Source organism: Pedobacter sp. SYSU D00535 (assembly GCF_017355855.1).
Classification (GTDB): Bacteria; Bacteroidota; Bacteroidia; order Sphingobacteriales; family Sphingobacteriaceae; genus Desertivirga.
On the sequence record NZ_JAFEWD010000011.1, the window covers coordinates 120,839 to 139,397 of the forward strand.

19 protein-coding genes are annotated in these 18,559 nt (G+C 43.9%); 6 read left to right on the forward strand and 13 right to left on the reverse strand.

All coding sequences use genetic code 11. From position 1 onward, the window contains the following. Positions 1-42: 42 nt before the first annotated feature. Positions 43-1,173 (reverse strand): glycosyltransferase, encoded by a 1,131-nt coding sequence (locus J4N23_RS17500; protein WP_207429106.1) that lies wholly within the window; start codon positions 1,171-1,173, stop codon positions 43-45. Continuing rightward, positions 1,157-2,086: a lysylphosphatidylglycerol synthase domain-containing protein gene (locus J4N23_RS17505; protein ID WP_370527292.1), complete on the reverse strand. Its 930-nt coding sequence runs from the start codon at positions 2,084-2,086 to the stop codon at positions 1,157-1,159. The genes J4N23_RS17500 and J4N23_RS17505 overlap by 17 nt, the downstream gene beginning before the upstream one ends. A 125-nt stretch (positions 2,087-2,211) precedes the next feature. Here J4N23_RS17505 and ruvC point away from each other — a divergent pair, with 125 nt between their 5' ends. Beyond that, positions 2,212-2,793, forward strand: coding sequence for a crossover junction endodeoxyribonuclease RuvC (gene ruvC, locus J4N23_RS17510; protein ID WP_207429176.1), 582 nt, complete (start codon positions 2,212-2,214; stop codon positions 2,791-2,793). Positions 2,794-2,807: 14 nt separating this feature from the next. On the opposite strand, the gene J4N23_RS17515 is transcribed toward ruvC, so the two are convergent. Together J4N23_RS17515 and greA are read right to left on the reverse strand one after the other, a co-directional pair. After that, positions 2,808-3,203: an HIT family protein gene (locus J4N23_RS17515; protein ID WP_207429110.1), complete on the reverse strand. Its 396-nt coding sequence runs from the start codon at positions 3,201-3,203 to the stop codon at positions 2,808-2,810. Between the two features lie 2 nt (positions 3,204-3,205). Further along, positions 3,206-3,679, reverse strand: coding sequence for a transcription elongation factor GreA (gene greA, locus J4N23_RS17520; protein ID WP_207429112.1), 474 nt, complete (start codon positions 3,677-3,679; stop codon positions 3,206-3,208). Positions 3,680-3,909: 230 nt separating this feature from the next. On the opposite strand from greA, the gene J4N23_RS21320 reads away from it, so the two are divergent. Next, complete coding sequence (locus J4N23_RS21320; RefSeq protein WP_370527293.1) at positions 3,910-4,128, forward strand: PID-CTERM protein-sorting domain-containing protein; 219 nt, start codon at positions 3,910-3,912, stop codon at positions 4,126-4,128. On the opposite strand, the gene J4N23_RS17525 is transcribed toward J4N23_RS21320, so the two are convergent. The 6 genes from J4N23_RS17525 to J4N23_RS17550 form a co-directional block, all read right to left on the reverse strand. Beyond that, positions 4,125-4,979: an N-acetylglucosamine kinase gene (locus tag J4N23_RS17525; protein ID WP_242689276.1), complete on the reverse strand. Its 855-nt coding sequence runs from the start codon at positions 4,977-4,979 to the stop codon at positions 4,125-4,127. The genes J4N23_RS21320 and J4N23_RS17525 overlap by 4 nt on opposite strands. Next, the gene (locus J4N23_RS17530; protein WP_207429114.1) at positions 4,976-5,371 is read right to left on the reverse strand and encodes a response regulator; all 396 of its coding nucleotides are present in this window, start codon (positions 5,369-5,371) and stop codon (positions 4,976-4,978) included. Before J4N23_RS17530 ends, J4N23_RS17525 begins: the two co-directional genes overlap by 4 nt. Before the next feature lie 94 nt (positions 5,372-5,465). Beyond that, on the reverse strand, positions 5,466-6,776 hold the full coding sequence (locus J4N23_RS17535) for a TolC family protein (RefSeq protein ID WP_207429116.1): 1,311 nt from the start codon (positions 6,774-6,776) through the stop codon (positions 5,466-5,468). A 5-nt stretch (positions 6,777-6,781) separates the two neighbouring features. Continuing rightward, positions 6,782-9,892, reverse strand: a complete 3,111-nt coding sequence (locus J4N23_RS17540; protein ID WP_207429117.1) for an efflux RND transporter permease subunit — start codon at positions 9,890-9,892, stop codon at positions 6,782-6,784. 11 nt (positions 9,893-9,903) lie between these two features. Continuing rightward, positions 9,904-10,980: an efflux RND transporter periplasmic adaptor subunit gene (locus J4N23_RS17545; protein ID WP_207429118.1), complete on the reverse strand. Its 1,077-nt coding sequence runs from the start codon at positions 10,978-10,980 to the stop codon at positions 9,904-9,906. Positions 10,981-10,989: 9 nt separating this feature from the next. Next, positions 10,990-11,418 carry a MarR family winged helix-turn-helix transcriptional regulator gene (locus J4N23_RS17550; RefSeq protein WP_207429119.1) on the reverse strand — a complete coding sequence of 143 codons (429 nt, stop codon included), beginning with the start codon at positions 11,416-11,418 and terminating at the stop codon, positions 10,990-10,992. 192 nt (positions 11,419-11,610) lie between these two features. On the opposite strand from J4N23_RS17550, the gene J4N23_RS17555 reads away from it, so the two are divergent. Both J4N23_RS17555 and J4N23_RS17560 read left to right on the forward strand, forming a co-directional pair. Continuing rightward, entirely contained in the window at positions 11,611-13,374 is a 1,764-nt protein-coding gene (locus tag J4N23_RS17555; protein ID WP_242689277.1) for a M61 family metallopeptidase, read from the forward strand. 9 nt (positions 13,375-13,383) lie between these two features. Continuing rightward, positions 13,384-14,277: a mechanosensitive ion channel family protein gene (locus tag J4N23_RS17560; RefSeq protein ID WP_370527294.1), complete on the forward strand. Its 894-nt coding sequence runs from the start codon at positions 13,384-13,386 to the stop codon at positions 14,275-14,277. 26 nt (positions 14,278-14,303) lie between these two features. Here the strand turns inward: J4N23_RS17560 and J4N23_RS17565 are convergent, their stop codons facing one another. Then, positions 14,304-15,770, reverse strand: a complete 1,467-nt coding sequence (locus J4N23_RS17565) for a family 43 glycosylhydrolase (RefSeq protein ID WP_207429121.1) — start codon at positions 15,768-15,770, stop codon at positions 14,304-14,306. 248 nt (positions 15,771-16,018) lie between these two features. On the opposite strand from J4N23_RS17565, the gene J4N23_RS17570 reads away from it, so the two are divergent. Continuing rightward, a complete protein-coding gene (locus J4N23_RS17570) occupies positions 16,019-16,348 on the forward strand; it encodes a hypothetical protein (protein ID WP_207429122.1) in 330 nt (109 codons plus the stop codon). A gap of 135 nt (positions 16,349-16,483) precedes the next feature. On the opposite strand, the gene lipB is transcribed toward J4N23_RS17570, so the two are convergent. Both lipB and J4N23_RS17580 read right to left on the reverse strand, forming a co-directional pair. Next, a complete protein-coding gene (gene lipB / locus J4N23_RS17575) occupies positions 16,484-17,182 on the reverse strand; it encodes a lipoyl(octanoyl) transferase LipB (protein ID WP_207429123.1) in 699 nt (232 codons plus the stop codon). Beyond that, positions 17,182-17,835, reverse strand: coding sequence for a 4'-phosphopantetheinyl transferase superfamily protein (locus J4N23_RS17580; protein WP_207429125.1), 654 nt, complete (start codon positions 17,833-17,835; stop codon positions 17,182-17,184). Before J4N23_RS17580 ends, lipB begins: the two co-directional genes overlap by 1 nt. Positions 17,836-17,960: 125 nt before the next feature. Here J4N23_RS17580 and dcd point away from each other — a divergent pair, with 125 nt between their 5' ends. Further along, positions 17,961-18,497 carry a dCTP deaminase gene (dcd, locus tag J4N23_RS17585; RefSeq protein ID WP_207429127.1) on the forward strand — a complete coding sequence of 179 codons (537 nt, stop codon included), beginning with the start codon at positions 17,961-17,963 and terminating at the stop codon, positions 18,495-18,497. The last annotated feature ends 62 nt before the right edge of the window (positions 18,498-18,559 follow it).

Genomic DNA, 18,559 nt, shown 5'->3' on the forward strand with positions numbered 1-18,559 from the left:
AACAAATTTAGAAACCTTCCAGATACTTTTTTTTAAAATATCTCATCTTACCAACCTTTCTTTCCAGACATATTTACCTGAGTTACCGGCAACGCCGATGTAAATGATATAAAGAATATGAAGCAGTGTTAATACCGGGAGGATTGCAATCAGGCCGCTCCTTCTCGCAAATCTCGTCAGTGGAACCAAAAAAATTAGTTCAACTGTAGCCTTTAGCAAAAGCACCAGTCCTGCCAGTAACAGAAATTGTGGATTAAAAAAGCCTAGAATCACATTAGCAAAAATCATCACATTGAAAGCCCAGATTGCGACGCCCAGAACAACGATTTTCTTGTCCTTATATCTGGTACTTTTTGAGGCCCAGCGCTTACGCTGACGAATGAACTCCTTCAAAGTGGATTTTGCATAGGTATAAACAACAGCGTCTTCTGACTTGCAAAAGCCAATACTATTGGGATAAGCTGATGCTACCTTATGCAAAAACAGCTCATCGTCTCCGGATGCCAGGTCATCGATTCCCTTAAATCCTTTTAGCTCGAAAAAAACATCTCTTCGATAAGCTAGATTAGCGCCATTACAGGTAGAGGGCATTTTATTTCCTATGGAAGAAGCTCCCAAACCGATCAGGTATAAAAATTCAAGGGTTTGCAGGCGTTCAAAAAGGCTCTTCTCTTTAAAATACAGTACCGGTGAAGATATCAGTTTGCTGTCGGTCGCTTCATAAAAACCGACAATCGTTCGCAGCCACTTATTACCCATCCTGCAGTCCGCGTCGGTAGTGATTACCAGTTCACCTGTGGCTTTATTTATAGCCTCGGTAATTGCCTTTTTTTTGTATGAATTGAGCGCCTGATTCTCGTTCAGTCGGATCAACTGTGCGCCTTGACCCGCGTAAGATGCTACGACCTCCGCGGTCTTGTCAGTCGAATGGTCGTCAACGATGATCAGCTCAAGCAAGTGCTTTGGGTAATCTTGCTTAAGAATGTCTTCGATCGTCTCGGCGATGATAGCTTCTTCGTTTCGGGCGGCAATAAGCACACTAACTTTTGTGTGAGGATTTGCTGGAAATCCAGCTACAGGGGAAATTCGTTTCCACCCCCTTCTGAAAAACAGGACCACCACCACATATACCAACGCGAGCAGAATGGTAAAAACGCTAACTATTACTACCAAAGAAATTTAGTTTAAAGACGAAAACAGAGCCTAAAATAGCAGGAATGATGAGATTTACCAACCAAATACAGGCGGTTGCAGCCATGATAGCCAATTCCTGATCAGTGATAAATCCAAAAAAGTAAGTGGCAGTGAGTGTTCGAACCCCAACATCCAGAAAGTCGAGGGAAGGCAGGGCGGATTGGATAAAAAACAAAATAAACACCATCATGCTCATTTCGAACAGATGCATTTCAGGAATTAACATACTGATGATAAGGCAGTACTGCGAGGTAAAAACAGCAAACCTGGCGAGACAATAGGCAAATACCACGGTCAAGTCTCTGGTACTATATCGTGCTAGCAATCCAAAAAACCGCTTAAACTTCCTTAGGAATTTCACTCTGACGAGGAGCCTACCGATAAGTTCGATATTGAAATAAAAAACGAAGAAAAAAGCACAAAAGAACAGTACTAAAACTGCCAGCGCATAATCCAACAGAATGTTTAGCTCAAGAAAGCGGATGACGAACCATAAGATTGCACAGGCACCCAGCATATTGGTAATCACCATTTGACCTACTGCACCAACGCTCATTGCCACCACTCCCAAAATCCGTCTACGGGGCGACAAGAAAAATACCCTCCCCCCGTACTCCCCAATTCTGTTAGGAGTAAAAACAGCAAGGGTAAGTCCGCAGAACACTGACTCTATCGACTTCCAAACAGATATACCTTCGACTTTCTTGATCAGGAACTTCCACTTCAACGCTTCCAGAAACCAGTTCAACAGCATCAATACAAGCACCAACCCCAAAGTCAGGTAGACTTGAGCAAGTGACAATGCCGATACCAACTGGCGAAAATTAGAGAGGTTCGCATTGTTGTTAAGCTTGGAATAAATAAAGACGGCAGCAAAAACAAGTATTGCCACTTTGAAAAAAAGGTTTAGAAGTTTTTTATCCGCTTTTACCAACTCTGACTGTTTGCTGCAATTTTACAAACAATTTTATGAATAGCCGGAGATGGCCTCAGCGAATATTCGTATTATTGTTTAAGATGCAGAAAGAAAAGGCGACCGAGCGGGTTATTTTAGGAATAGATCCAGGAACAGCGGTGATGGGGTATGGACTGGTTAAAGAGGTAAAGCGACAGTCTGAACTCATCAGCATGGGGATTGTAAAACTAGAGCACCTAGACGACCACCCCTTGAAGCTGAAGCGTATTTTCGAAAAAACAGTCGCCTTGATAGACGAATACCAGCCTGACTGCCTGGCCATAGAAGCCCCTTTTTACGGCAAAAACATCCAGGTGATGCTCAAGCTTGGACGAGCACAGGGGGTGGCAATGGCAGCCGCACTATCGAGGGGCCTGCCTATTTTTGAATATTCCCCACGAAAGATCAAACAATCTATTACAGGAAACGGCAATGCGACAAAGGAGCAGGTAGCTGCGATGCTTCAAACTTTGTTGAAATTTAAGGAAACGCCTCAGTTTCTTGACGCCACAGACGGCTTAGCCGTTGCCATGTGCCATTCTTTTCAACAGCTAAGCACAGGAGGCACTAGCAAAAAAAATTATTCGGGTTGGGAATCTTTTATTAAAGACAACCAAAAAAGAGTTGTATCGGCGGATAAATAGAAAAGAGCTAAGGCCTAAGCCAAAGCTCTTCTGATTTTGTCTGCAGTTTGCTGCAGTTCCTCCTTGGTAGGATTAAGTTTTTTCCGCGAGAAATTAATATCATCCATACGATTCATGGGTATCAGATGGATGTGTACATGTGGCACCTCCAATCCAATTACGGCTACCCCCACGCGGACACAAGGTATAGCAGCCTTTAAACCTATGGCAATTTTTTTAGCGAAAGCCTGCAGCCCCAGATAAGTTTCATCCTCCAAATCAAAAATATAATCAACCTCCTGCTTGGGAATCACCAAAACATGCCCCTCAACAAGTGGATTAATATCGAGAAAAGCAAGGAACTGTTCATCCTCTGCCACTTTATAAGCTGGTATTTCTCCCGCAACTATTTTTGAGAAGATCGAAGCCATTGCTATCTGCTTATTTCCAAAATTTCAAATTCCATTTTTCCTGCCGGCACCGCTATTTCCGCTTTGTCGCCTACTGATTTCCCTAGCAAGCCCTGCGCAATAGGGGATTTAACCGAGATTTTACCCGATTTAAGATCTGCTTCTGTTTCTGAAACCAGCTGGTAGGTCATGGTAGCACCGTTCTTTACATTTTTGATTTTCACGATTGAAAGTGCTAGCACTTTGGAGGTATCCAGCTTAGATTCATCAATCAACCGGGCACTTGCCAAGGTCTCTTCCAGCTTAGCAATTTTTGCTTCGTGCAGGCCCTGAGCTTCTTTTGCGGCATCATATTCAGCATTTTCTGAAAGATCGCCTTTGTCTCTTGCCTCAGCTATAGCTCTTGCAATTTGTGTACGTCCTTCTGTCTTTAGGAAGTGTAATTCTTCCTTAAGTCTTTCCAATCCTTCTTTAGTATAATAAGTTACCTCTGCCATTGCGTCCCTTTTTGTTCAACTAGTATAAAAAACAAACAAGACTACACCTGCCTTCGCTGATATAGTCTTGTCCTGAGTGGTACGAAGATATATTTACTGAATAAGAAAAGCAAATTTTAGGGTAGGTTCGCTCAGTTAAAAGGCTTAACTTTTATATAACCTTTCCAAAAAGTCCACGTAATAAGGGCATCAGGCTCTACTACGGAAAGCCTGATAGTTGATAATTAGAAATGAAGGCTCTCGAAAAACACAAACTTTTACGCATTACCTTTCTGTTCCTGCTCTGCTTTCTTTTTTCGATTGCAAGCTACAGCCAAGACTGCAGTGAATACGAGCTTATACCTGGGTGCGAGGGGGACATAGATGCTCCTCTTGATGCTGGAACAAGCATTTTACTTACCCTTGGCGCCATCTACGGTGCTAAAAAAATCAGAGACAGCAGAAATTAAACTGCTTCATTTTGCCGGATAATAAATTCCGCGATATCTCTTACAGGCTGCCTCAACACTTTTCCCAGCTTCAGTTTATTCTTTAGACACACTGTTTCCAACACATCTTTAAAAAAATAGGCAACTGACCCTACAAAGTGACATGGGTACGATTGATAATATGAATAGGGAGCCAGGTTGGTATCGACGAAGGCCTGGAAAGCTTCATCCAATAACTCCTCAACAAAAGGATTGCCCCTATTGCTACTCAGGAACTGTGAAAATGAAGACAGGTACAGATTGGGCAGCTGACGTTGATAGACGTTAGTAATAATCAGGTCTTTAGTAAGCGAATACTCCGCTTGAAACTTACGCTTTAGCGCTCCAGGCATTCTGCCATACAAAAAAGAAGTAAGCAGTCTTTTACCAAGATCGCTTCCCGACCCTTCATCTCCTAGTATAAATCCCAGGCCATGGGTGCTCGCACTGACTTCGGCACCGTCGTAGAAAGCGACGCTTGAGGAGGTTCCCAGCACACAGGTAAATCCCTTACTGTCTCCACAGGTGGCGTATACAGAACCCAGTGTATCTGTTTCAACATTGATGAAGGCGTTTTTCAGCACTGTCGACAAGGCATTAGAAACAATCTCTCGCTTATCGGGACTGGTACAGCCCTCCCCAAAAAAATGCACCTCGTCTATTTTATCGAGGTTATTTTTAATCTCAGTTTTCTGGGCAATAATTTTTGCTATTTCTTTCTCGGAGACGAAAAATGGGTTTATCCCCTTGGTTGTAAACTCAATCGGATCTGCGTTTACTGAAGTTATTATCCAATCTGTTTTTGATGAACCGCTATCGGCTACTAAAATCATTCTTTTATTTCTTCCAGCACTTTGCTTGTTAATGGCTTCCCTATGAATTTAGTCACTAAATTGTTCCCCTGGATTTTCTTTAAATCGTTCGGATCAAGAGACGAAGAGAGTACGTATATTTTAACACCCGACCCTTCGGCGCCCCTTAAATGATTAAGTTCTTGTAAGAGCTCAAAACCGCTCATTTCCGGCATTCTGATATCAAGGAAGATGATCTCAGGAAGGGCTTTTTCAGAAAGGCATTTGTTAAGGTAGTCTATAGCTTTATAAGGGGAATCCATTACTACAATGTCCTCTGCAAACTGGCTGCTTTCCAGAATCTTCCGATTGATTAAGTTATCGATATAACTGTCATCAATCAGCAACACAGATTTGTATTTTGACTCACCCATATTTTTTCCCCTACAATAGCAATATTCGCTTTTACGAAAAGGCTTAAAAAAGGTTATGCAATTTTCACCAAACATAGTAAAAATGCAAACAAAATTATAGGGAAAGATTTCCGGAGATTTCTCTCAGCGCCACCTCTGCCAACTTAGCCTGATAACGCGCACTGTTCAAGCGCACAGTAGCATTCACAAAATTCAACTGAGCATCTCTGATTTCAACCTGAGTGATACTTCCTAACCGATACCGAGCCATAGTAATATCGAGATTCTGTCGAGCTATACGAACATTGTTTTCCTCCAGTTGAACTAAACTCAAGTTAGTCTGGTACGTTTGGTAGGCCGTAGCTAGCTGCGCATTCAGACTTTGATTAACCCGCTCATAGTCAAGACCTGCACTTTCGATAGCGATACTAGCATTCCGCTCATTACGCCTTTGCAGGAATCCGTTGAAGATATTTACTGAAGCTGTAAGACCATAGTTGAAGCCTCTACCAGTATTTAAGGTTGCGAAACCTAGCGCCGACTCTGATCGGTTAAAATTGTAACCTGTATTCAGGCCAATCACCGGATAGCGATTAGCCCTTACCAGCCTCAAGTCAAGCTCGGCAATGCGCCGGCTTACCAATGCTGCTCTTAAGGTAGGATTGTTCGTTAGTGCCTGGCTCATTAGTTGAGGCAAAAGGAGCTTAGTATCAATGTTAAAATCCTCTGCCACTGAAAAGACAATTGTCGCCTCCCGGGCCAACAACTGGTTCAGGGTTATCTGCGCGTTCCTATAGCTTTCCAATTGTCGTAAATAACTGGTTGTGTCGGTGTTATAATCAACCTGGGCATTCAAAACTTCCAATCGAGCCGCCCTCCCAATTTCAAACCGGGTCTGGGCTGTCTCCACCCGAAGACGGGAAATGGCCACCGCTGTATCATACGCCCTCAGTTGCTGTTGCTGCTGCACGAGGTTATAATAATTGCTGATTACATCACCTAGGGTAGTCAGTATCGTAAGTTGCAGATTAGCTTCCCCCAATTTCTGAAGCTCCTGCAGTTGGTCGTAGCGAGCAAACATCCGGAAACCGTCGAAAACCGTCCAGTTTAAACCAACGCCGTAGTTGAGGGAAGACCCTCTCGCATTATTTCTTTCGGTAACCTCACCTGTTGCCCTGGTTTGACTACTGTTCTGGATGGTATTGTTGTTCGTTAGGTTAGCATTTACTGAAGGTATAAAACCGGCATTTGCCCTGCTAACATTGTTCTCCGCGATATCCACGTCGTTTCTCGCTATCCTAATGTTGTAGTTATTTTCGAGCGCTATCCTCACCGCTTCTTCGAGGGTAAGCAGTTGCTGGGCACTGGCGACACTGGTAAAAAATACCAAAGCCAAACTGAAAAATATTTTGAAGTTTATCCTCATCTCTATTAATGTACTGTTGCTAACTCCTCTCTTTCGAGTGCTTCAATTTGTTCTAGTTCTTTTCTGGTTTTTCGCTCCCGTGACCACATCATGTAAATTGCCGGGATCACAAAGAGGGTAAGTACTAAAGAGAAAATTGTACCCCCTACGATAACGATACCCATCCCCATTCGACTTTGTGCCGCAGCTCCCAAAGCTAAAGCGATAGGTAAAGCTCCCAAGGCAATGGCAAGACTGGTCATCAGAATCGGCCTGAGTCTGGCTTCAGAAGCCTCTAAAATGGCTTCCAATTTAGACCGTCCCTGTTCTCGGAGCTGGTTAGCAAACTCGACAATCAAAATTCCGTTCTTGGTGACTAATCCAATAAGCATGATCGTCCCGATCTGGCTGAAGATATTCCAGGTTTGCCCGCACAGCCAAAGTGAAAGCATCGCTCCGGCAACCGCCATCGGTACCGTAAGGATAATGATTAATGGATCGACAAAGCTTTCGAACTGTGCTGCCAGAATAAGATAAATAAGAAGCAATGCCAATCCAAAAGCAAACATTGTGTTCGATCCACTTTCCACAAAGTCTCTGGACTCACCTCCTAAATCAGTAGAGAAGGTTTCATCAAGCACTTTTTCTGCAATGCGATCCATCGCATCTATACCGTCGCCAATACTTTTTCCCGGTGCTAATCCCGCGGAAACGGTAGCAGAAAGATACCTGTTGTTGTGGTATAACTGAGGGGGACTGCTTCGCTCCTGCATGGTTACCAAATTATCTAACTGTACCAGAGTACCGCTATCGCTACGTACAAATAGAGAGGTCAAATCCAGGGGATCGTCGCGATCCTGCCGATCGAACTGTCCCATTACCTGATACTGCCGCCCATTCATGATGAAGTACCCGAACCGCTGCCCGCTCAGCGACAGTTGCAGAGTTTGGGCGACATCAATCACCGAAACTCCCAGGCTCTGTGCTTTCTCCCGATCGATAGAAATATTAATCTCCGGCTTATTAAATTTAAGATTTACATCTGTATTGGAGAAGGTTGGATCTTTAGCCGCCTCTTCCATAAATTGAGGGATCTTCTCTTCCAGCTTCTGAAAATTCGGAGCCTGGATAATATACTGAATGGGTTGTCCTCCCCGTCTGTTTACTGAAATAGTAGGTTGTTGCACTACCATGGTTCTTGCCTCCGGATACTTCCGGGTGAGCTTTGTTAAATGCTCCGCCACTTCCTTCTGGGAACGTTCCCTTTCTCCCGGCTCTTTTAGCGCCAAGCGCATGAATCCGCTGTTTACTGATCCTGATCCACCAAAACTTGGCGAAGTGATCACCAGGTTTACTGCCTTCTCAGGCACGGAATCATTCACCAACTCGGTCAACTCCCGCATAAACCGGTCCGTATATTCATAAGACGCACCTTCCGGAGCAGTAACTTGCACCCGCAGCATACTTCTATCATCATAGGGCGCAGTTTCCTTTTGCAGGATCTTGAAGAACAAAAATATCAGGCCCAAACACGCAAGAATGATCGGAAAAGCAAGCCATTTTCTTTTCATAAAGCTGCTAAGCGCTTCTGCATACCCCGAGTTCATTTTAACGAAATAAGGCTCGGTTAGGTCGTAAAACCTAGATCTTTTATGCACATCCCCTTTCATCAGGTACGCATTCAGCATTGGAGTAAGTGTCAGTGATACGAAGGCCGAGATCAGAACGGCCGCACCAATCACTACTCCAAATTCCCGGAATAGTCGACCAACGAAACCTTCGAGGAAGATCACAGGTAAGAACACGGCTGCCAAAGTGATCGAAATTGAAATAACAGCCATAAAGATCTCATTCGACCCTTTTATTGCCGCTTCAATAGGCGACATCCCCTCCTCCACCTTCTTGTAGATGTTCTCTGTGACAACAATACCGTCGTCTACTACGAGGCCGGTAGCAAGAACAATAGCTAGTAGGGTCAACACGTTGATCGAAAAGCCGGCCAGGTACATAATAAAAAAGGTAGCGATAAGCGACACCGGAATATCTATCAAGGGCCGGAAGGCAATTCCCCAGTCCCGGAAGAAGAGGTAGATAATGAGGATAACCAGCACGAGCGCAATTAAAATCGTTTCGGCCACTTCTATCACTGAGCGCTTGATGAAAACGGTGTTATCCATCGCAATGTCCAACTTAATATCTTCCGGCAACTCCTTTTTCAGCTTCTCAAATTCCTCGTAAAACCGACCCGCAATTTCCAGGTAGTTGGTTCCAGGTTGCGGGATAATAGCCATACCGACCATTGGAGTTCCCGACTCGCTCATTTTCGTTTCCAGGTTTTCAGGGCCCAATTCAGCTGTACCCACGTCGCTAAAGCGAATAATGCTGGGACCGTCTGATTTAACGATGAGGTTGTTGAACTGGTCTGCACTGGAGAGATTCCCCAGCGTTTTAACGACTAGCTCGGTATTTTCTCCACTCACTTTTCCAGACGGAAGTTCCACATTCTGGCTGTTGAGTGCATTTCTTATATCTGCGACCGTTAACCCATAAGAAGCCAGCTTCACCGGATCCAGCCATAAACGCATAGCATATCGCTTTTGTCCCCAGATCTGCACGCTACTCACCCCGGGAATCGTTTGCATCCGCTGAGAAATAACGTTTTCTGCATAATCACTCAACTGAAGCTGATCTCGGGAACTGCTTCTGACAGTCATAGAGATAATCGGCTCAGAGTCGGCATCTGCCTTCGAAACCACAGGAGGCGAATCAATATCTTGCGGCAAATTCCTAACGGCCTGCGAAACTTTATCGCGGACATCATTTGCAGCCTCCTCCAGGTTTTTATCCAGGTTAAACTCGATGTTAATGTTGCTCGCTCCCTGGTTACTTGAGGAGGAGATATTACGAATCCCATCGATCGAGTTAATGGCTTTCTCCAATGGCTCGGTTATCTGAGATTCTATAATGTCTGCATTCGCTCCTGAATAGCTTGTACGGACGGAAACAATGGCGGGATCGATGGACGGATATTCCCGGATTCCTAAAAAGGAGTATCCTATTATCCCAAACAGGATCAACAGCAGGTTAATTACAATTGTAAAAACCGGCCTCTTTATACTTGTGGTGGATAAACTCATAGGTATTATGTTTACAATCCAATCTTCACTTTTACCGGAGCACCTTCTTTGAGGGTCATCACACCCGTCGTTAATACAGTATCCCCCGGTTTCAAACCAGCAGTAACCAGTACGTCCTTTTCAGTTCGTGTCGAGGTTTCTACCATTACCTCTTTCGCCTTGCCAGCTTCCGTCACGAACACTTTTTTTCCATTTTGTACCGGAACAATAGATTCAGAAGGAATCAATATTGCTTCTTCAATAGTAGTCAGTGGAAGCACGATATTGGCGAAGGCTCCGGGAATCAGCGTTCCCCTTGAGTTATCTGCCCTTGCTCTTAGCTGCAGCGTTCGGGTGGCTGCTTCTATCCGTGGCTCTACCGCGTAAACACGGGCCGTATACTTTTGCGTAGATCCGGCCACTGTAAAGGCAATCTCGGTATTTACCTGCACCTGACTTGAATACTTTTCTGGCACTGAAAAAGTAACTTTCACAGGGTTGATATTAACGAGGGTAGTAATAGCTGTAGTAGGAGTTAAATACTCGCCCACCGAGACCTGCCGCAGCCCTACCTTACCATTGAATGGTGCAGTAATAACCGTTTTTGCAATTTGAGCCCGTACCAGCTGCGTTTGCGAGCGCTGGGACCTAAGCTCGGCCAGAGATGCGTCGTATTCTTCCCGGCTAATTGCCTCTTTTTCCAGCAAAAGGCGGGCCCTTCGCTCATTTTCAGCAGCGAGGTTTTGCCTTGTCACAGCCTGTGCAAGTTGCGCTCGAAGTTCCGAGTCGTCTATCTTGACCAATACCTGTCCTTTGCGAACATTCGTTCCTTCCTTAAAGTAAATTGCCCGGATCAAGCCGGTAGCGTCCCCCTTGATCTCCACCTGCTCATCCGGATCAATCGATCCAGTTACGGCTAAGGTATTTTCAAAACGCGTAGGTGAAATCACTACTCCGTCTACCCTCATAGGTGGCTGATTTGGACCTCCGGGTTTTCCCCCGGCCATTTTGCCTCCCTTATCGTCACCAGAATTTTTGCTGATCCGGTAAACGATCAGGGATCCAAAACCTATAATCAGAACTGCATATATGATATGCTTTAGTTTCATAACAATTTACTATTTCTTGTAGTTAATGATGATATTGAAGGGATTTATTCCAAGCAGATTTGAGTCTATTCGATTTAGTACCTCCATAAACGTTTCAATTTGTTTTATTGTCAAGTGCTCCAGCGACTTCCGGTTCAGGTCCTCCACCACAGCACGAATCACGGGCACCGCCTCTTTACCTTTTTCTGTCAGTTTGATCAGCTGCTGCCTCTTATCACTTTCATTCTGCTCCCGATAAACGTATCCTTTCTCTGACAAATAGTTTATCATGGTAACCATAAACGATTTGTCGACTTCGAAATGCTCTGCTAAAGCTTTTTGAGTGGGCGGCTGCAGCTGATCGTCAATCACTACCAAAACGTACTGATACCTGTCGATGTCCAGTCCTTTTGTCTGTTGCGAGAACACACTCAGGTACTTCTTTGTTACCGATATCAATAATTTATTTAAAGGTTTTCCCGCCGAATTCATGAACTTATAACTCAAAACTACGCATGGAATTACAGATTAGTTGAGTGTATCAACTATTTTACTATAAGCAATTATTCAACTGTTTCCCCTTAAAAATTACCTTTGCAAAAAAAGAAAATGAAGAAAACCGTCCTTTACTCCTTCTTATATATACTTTTTATGATAACATCCTCCGAAGATTTGCAGGCTGAGACCAAAATCGCTTTTAACGTAAGCTTTTCTGAACCCCAAGCTCATTACACTGACGTAGAAATGGTTCTTTCGGGACTGACAAAGGACGTAATGGATGTTAAAATGCCGGTATGGGCGCCGGGATCTTATTTGATTAGGGAATTTGCAAAAAACGTAGAAGGTTTTTCGGCTATAGGGGCGAACAACAAAAGCCTCCTGAGTGAAAAAATCAGCAAGAATACATGGAGAATAAACACTGCTAAGAATCAAACCGTCCGCGTTAAATACCGGGTTTATTGTTTTGAGATCTCTGTGAGGACAAGCTTTGTGGATGCTGCACATGCGTTTTTGTCACCAACAGGGATCTTCATGTATGTTGATGGGATGATTAAGCAACCTGCAACTGTGAGCATTGAGCCGGCTAAAGGCTGGGATAAAATCTCGACGGGTTTGGAGCCCGTAAAAGGCAAACAAAACACTTTCTTCGCCCCCGATTTCGATGTTCTTTATGATTCACCCATTGAAATTGGGAATCACGACACCTTTGAATTTACTGCTGCCGGCGTAAAACACGAAGTAGCGATGTATGGTGGCGGCAATTACAACAAGCAAAGGCTTTCTGCCGACATTTCGAAAATCGTTGAAGCTGAAACAGCAATTTTTGGTGAAAATCCCAATAAGAGATACGTATTCATTGTGCATAACTACCAAAACGGCGGAGGCGGATTAGAGCATCTTAACTCTACCGTACTTGGAGCCAGACGCTTCGGATATACGGACGAAGGCAGCTACAAAGATTTCCTGGGCCTGGTAGCTCACGAATATTTCCACCTCTGGAACGTAAAAAGACTTCGGCCCAAAGCGCTCGGTCCTTTCGACTACGATAACGAGAACTACACGACGAACTTATGGATCTCTGAAGGCTTTACAGCGTACTACGATAACCTGATGCTTCGCAGAACCGGATTTTATAGTCCGCAGCAATACCTTGACATCCTGACAAACGATATTGGTACCGTCGAAAATCAACCGGGAAATAAAGTACAGCCGCTAAGTGAGGCTAGCTTTGACGCCTGGATTAAATACTACCGTCCTAACGAAAACTCTCGGAACTCCACCGTTTCTTACTACACAAAGGGAGCCCTGGTTGGAATGATCATGGACCTTGAAATCATTGCTGCCACGCAGGGAGCCAAAAGTTTAGATGATGTACTGAAAGCTATGTACGACGAGTATTTTAAAAAGCAGAGACGCGGTTTTACAGATGCCGAATTTAAGGCGATGGCCGAGAAAATTGCAGGAAAATCACTTGACAAAATTTACAACGAGTATATCAACGGCACCGAGAGTATTAACTACAACAATTACTTGGGTCATGCAGGCGTGTATCTATCCAACGAGTTAAGCGGCAAATCTCTTCCATATCTCGGTGTAGCTTCTGTTGCAAGGGACGGGAAGTTGATTATTACCGGCGTAGTAAGGGGAACAACCGCTTGGGTGGACGGCCTGAATGTGAACGACGAGATTATCGCGATTGATAATTTCAGGGTAGGCTCACAAGCAGAAATTGACAGAACTATTAATGGCAAGCGGGTAGGCGACAAGGTAAACATCTTAATTTCCAGAGATGGAATCCTGCAAACCATTGAGGCAAAACTGACAGCCAACCCAAACGGAAGATACAGGCTGGAGGCAGATCCAAACGCAACTCCGGAACAGTTAGCGATCCGCAAGAAGTGGCTAAACTTATAAGCCCTATCCGTGAAAAGAGTAGGTTTTCCGTCAGGAAACCTGCTCTTTTTACATCCTAATGGCTTGTCCTGTCGCTTTACTTTTCGATATACCTCATTTTATTTTAGTTTTGATGCCATGAACTGGGAAAGATTTTACGACAAAGGTTACGAATATATTCTGTTTAACGGCCCACGACTTATTTCTGCTTTCATCATTCTTCTGATTGGATTTTGGCTGATTAAATTCATCAGAAAGGCGCTACTCATGGGGATGGAGAAAAGGGACCTGGACCCCTCACTGCGGCCCTTTTTGCAAAGCCTGATCATTATCTCGCTTCAGGTTCTGCTCCTTATAGGGTTCATGCAGATTGTGGGCTTGCAACTAACCATTTTTACTACGGTAATTGGTGCTTTTGGCGTAGCTGCAGGTTTGGCCCTTTCGGGGACCTTGCAGAACTTCGCAAGCGGAGTACTTATTCTGCTATTAAAGCCTTTCCGTGTTGGAGATAACATCGTTGCTCAGGGACAAGAAGGCACGGTACATTCAATCCAGATATTTTACACCGTAGTCACAACTTTCGATAACAAAACAGTTATCATTCCAAATAGCAAACTGTCGAATGAGATTATCATTAACACGAGCCGGGAAGGTAAACGCCGAATGGATGTGGAGCTGAAGCTCAACTACGGATTTGATTTTCAATCAGTCAAACCAATTATTGCAGAATCTATCAGATCAACTAAAAATATCCTGGAAAGTCCTGCACCCCGAATAGGCGTCTCTGCCTTAGAGCCGGACGGTTACAAAATTGTAGTGAACGCCTGGGTTACTACCCACGGTTTTACAGATGCGCGCCTTAGATTCCAGGAAAAACTAATGGAAGACCTGAAGAGAGCCGACGTTAAGCTACCGGGAATGTAAAGACTTCTTCTGCTTTTACAAGAAAGCTATTTATTCATCCAAAAGTTATCGAATACAGCTACTCCGCTATCAGTGCCGCGAGCTATTAGGCCGGCCCGAATAGCACGATCCCAGGGAGGAAGATAGGATGCATCAATATTTTCCTCGATAATTCGGGTATAGACCTTTTTATCTGTACTGAAGGAAAAACAAATGCGGTGACCCTCATATACTTCCATCCGAAGGTAGATTTTGCCGCGGGAATCAAAGTTCCTCTCTACAATCATAGTCGGATTCCCTTTTTTTATCACACTCAGCCGCAGCAGATCGTTACGCGCAGTTACAGAAACGATGTTTTCATCATCACCAATAGCTGCTAAACCAGCCTCCGCTGTGGTTTTCTTGAGTTGAATTTCAGTCTCTGCTACAAAGTTCTCCCGAAGAATTTTTTGTCCCAAAATACGCCCCTGGGGCAGCCCATACAAATGAAGACGTCCATTCCGCTGCCGATACTTCGGAGTTTCCTGGAAGATACTCCATTGCCAGTCCTTTGAAAGCTTTCTTCCCTCGAAATCATCTTTCAGGGAAAGGTGCTCCAGGGAACTTACTTGCTCCTCGTCGATAAACTCTATCCACCCTTCTGGTGTAAAGCGGAATTCTATTAACAGCCCTTGTCTTCCCACATATTGATGGCTCTTGCTCTCGTAAGCATGATAAAGAAAGTAATATTTTCCATCCATCTCCACAGGAGTACCGTGCCCCGGACACTTCCACTTCTCAGAATTTTTTAGGACAGGGTTGTTCTGATATTTCTCCCAGGGACCAAATAGACTTTTTGAACGAGCAATACCTGTAACATAATTACAGCCGGGACCACAGCAAGCATCGGCCGCGTAGAAAGCATAGTAGTACTCACCATGGCGCATCATGGACACCCCCTCTACCAAGTTTCCTTCCCATTTTTCGGTATTTCTAAACAGCTCCTGCTTTTCACCGATTAGGGCTGTGCGCTCTTCATTCATCTCAGAAATCCAGATAGGAGTTGGTTTGCTGACACTGTTTGCGTCCTCTTTCCAGATGAGGTAAAGTTTCCCATTTTCATCCCGCATGGGAAAGCCATCTATAGAACCTACTTCCTGACACATTAAGGGTCCATGATCTTTATACGGTCCTTCTGGCCTTTCTGCACTCGCTACCCCTAAACACAGGTTTCCATCTTTCTTCTTCGCGGAATAGTAGACGTATACCCGGCCGTTTTCATAGCTAATTTCGGGGGCCCAAAAATAGTAATCGGCCCAATCTGGTCTTTTCTCAAATACAAACGATCGAGTCTCCCACTTTTTGAGATCTTTTGATTTTAGAATAGGAAAAGCAGGCATCCAATTAGATGTGGTAGCAGTAGCCCAGTAGTTTTTGCCTATCTTCACTACCGATGGGTCGGGATAGTCTCCCGGTAGCACTAGTTCTTGAGCCTGGGCAACAGTGACAGTAAGCCCGCCAAAGATGATGAGCATTTTTACGATCCGGCGCATAATAGATATCTCCTTAATTTAGAAAAACTTAAAGTGGCCTTTTGTTTAAGATATTTCCTTTCTTATTCCTAAGGAAAGCTTTCATGTTGAAAAAATTTTTTCTCCCAACAGATAAGGCCATTGTTAAAACTCGAACTCTTTTTATCTTTGAAAACCCTATCGCAATTTCTCTTTTACTTCGGGTGGCACCACTTTACGTAAAACCGAAACTTGCAGTAAACTAAAGTTACATGGAAACCACCCAAACCAATCACGAAGTAGCTGAAGGCATTTATGCTCATGCGGCTGACTTACTCGTTACTCAAGGCAAAAATTCTTATGAGGTTATAAATTCGCTGGTCGACCTTGGCCTGGAAAGGGACAGTGCAAGTGCCATTGTCAATGACTTGGAGACTGAACTTGAAAAAGCAAGGAAGGATCGTGCAAAGAAAGACATGCTGTATGGGGCACTTTGGTGCGTTGCAGGCCTGGCGCTAACACTTGCAGATACGGGTTTTATTTTCTGCGGTGCAATTGTTTTTGGTGGGATTCAGTTCTTTAAGGGAGTCACAAATCTATAGGTTAAAAAATAAAAAAGCCCAGAGTTTATGGGAAACAACTGGGCAACCTAAACCTTATCACAATTTGTGAGCTACAAATATAAATAGCTTTTTTAAATGTTGCAACACCAATTTTATTATTTTTCGGTGAAACGTCTAAATCAGCTCCATTCCGAACAGCTCAGCTATTTTCTGCTTCAACGCTAGTTTTACTTCTTCAATGTCTACGGCGTGTCCCAGCTCTCTTTCCATCGAGGTAACGTCTTTGTCATCTATCCCGCAGGGGACAATGTTTTTGAAATAATTCAAATCAGCATTAACGTTGAAAGCGAATCCGTGCATGGTTACCCAGCGGCTACAGCGTACACCCATGGCACAAATTTTACGGGCCTTCTCGTTATCAGCATCAAGCCAAACTCCGGTGTAGCCCGGATACCGTCCTGCTTCAATACCGTATGCTGCCAAAGTCAAAATGATTGCTTCTTCAAGAGTCCGGAGGTAAAGATGAATATCGGTGAAAAAATTATCGAGATCCAAAATAGGATAGCCAACAATTTGCCCCGGACCGTGATAAGTAATATCGCCGCCCCGGTTTATTTTGTAATAGCTCGCCTGCTTGTTCTTTAAACCCTGTTCATCCAACAAAAGATTCTCCGGTTTGCCACTCTTGCCCAGTGTGTAGACATGGGGATGCTCTACAAATACAAGATAATTGCGGGTAGGTGCCTCGGTCCCTTGCGTCCGGTTTTCCGTTTTTTGATTTACTATCTCTGAAAAAACGGACTCCTGCCTATCCCAGGCCTGCTGATAATCCAGCAAACCCCAATCCTGAAACTCAACTTTCTTATTTTTCATCAACCTAAAGTTCTGCAGCCGGAGACGTATCCGATCATGTAATCTTTAAACGCCTCGTAATACACTTCAAAGGATTTACACTCCTGATCTACTTCCAAACGGGCACTGAAACAGCCCTCTTCCTGGTAATTAAAGCGATTTAAACGGATATGATTTTTGAAAGAAACGTTTCGCTTCCCTTGAAGTTTATAGATCGCTTCTTTAGCGCACCAGCAGATATACAGGTGTTCAATGCGATGCACATTGTCAATAAACGCCAGTTCGTCGGGGCACAAGAACTTTTTCGCCACGCGATCAATTTTCGTTTTTACCAGTTCGATATCTATTCCCACCGGTTTATCCTCACTAACCATCACGGCAGCGTAATCAAATGAATGACTAAAAGAAATATGATGAGGAAAATTAACGAGGTACGGTTTCCCATCTTCATCCACCTGACAGTCGATGTATTTTTCTGTATTAAGCATTTTGCGGAGCAAGACGCGAGTACTGAGCCAGTGCAAATTTCGCTTGCCATTATTCAGTGTTTGAAGATATGCTTCTTCGTCTTTATTCAGTTGCAGACTGGAATACAACTCCTCAGCAGTTTCTTCAATCTTCCAAACACCAAATGCGGTGGTTGCGTCAAGGTGCTTATAGTAAGCAAGAGCCATCCTTATGTTCCGTTTGAATCCCGAAATTTCCGACAGTTGTCAACAACAGATGTTAACAGCTAATTGAAAATCCCGGTCAAAATTATCTTAAATTAATCATATTTTTATGCCAACCTTCGCAGATTATGATTCTCTCAGACAAACGTATTTTAGAAGAAATTGATAAAGGAAGCATTATTATAGAACCCTTTAAAAGGGAATGCCTTGGTACTAACTCGTATGATGTGCACTTAGGAAAGTACCTTGCTACTTATAAAAACCGGGTGTTAGATGCGAAGGAGCATAACCAAATTGAGCATTTCGAAATTCCGAAAAGCGGCTTTATTTTACAACCCAACACTCTTTATTTGGGAGTAACAATGGAATATACCGAAACCCATGCTCATGTCCCGTTTCTGGAAGGAAAATCAAGTACGGGAAGGCTGGGCATTGACATCCATGCCACGGCTGGAAAAGGTGACGTAGGTTTTTGCAATACCTGGACCCTTGAAATCTCTGTTGCTCAGCCAGTGCGCGTCTATGCCGGAATGCCCATCGGACAACTGATTTATTTTGATGTTGCTGGCGAGATAGAAACCTTTTACAACAGCAAGGGAAACGCTAAATACAATAACAAAACGACCCGACCAGTAGAAAGTATGATGTGGAAGAACACATTTTAATACTTCGAACGTTATAAAATAAGGGCCTCATTTTTAGTAATTTGAGGCTCTTTTACTTAGCC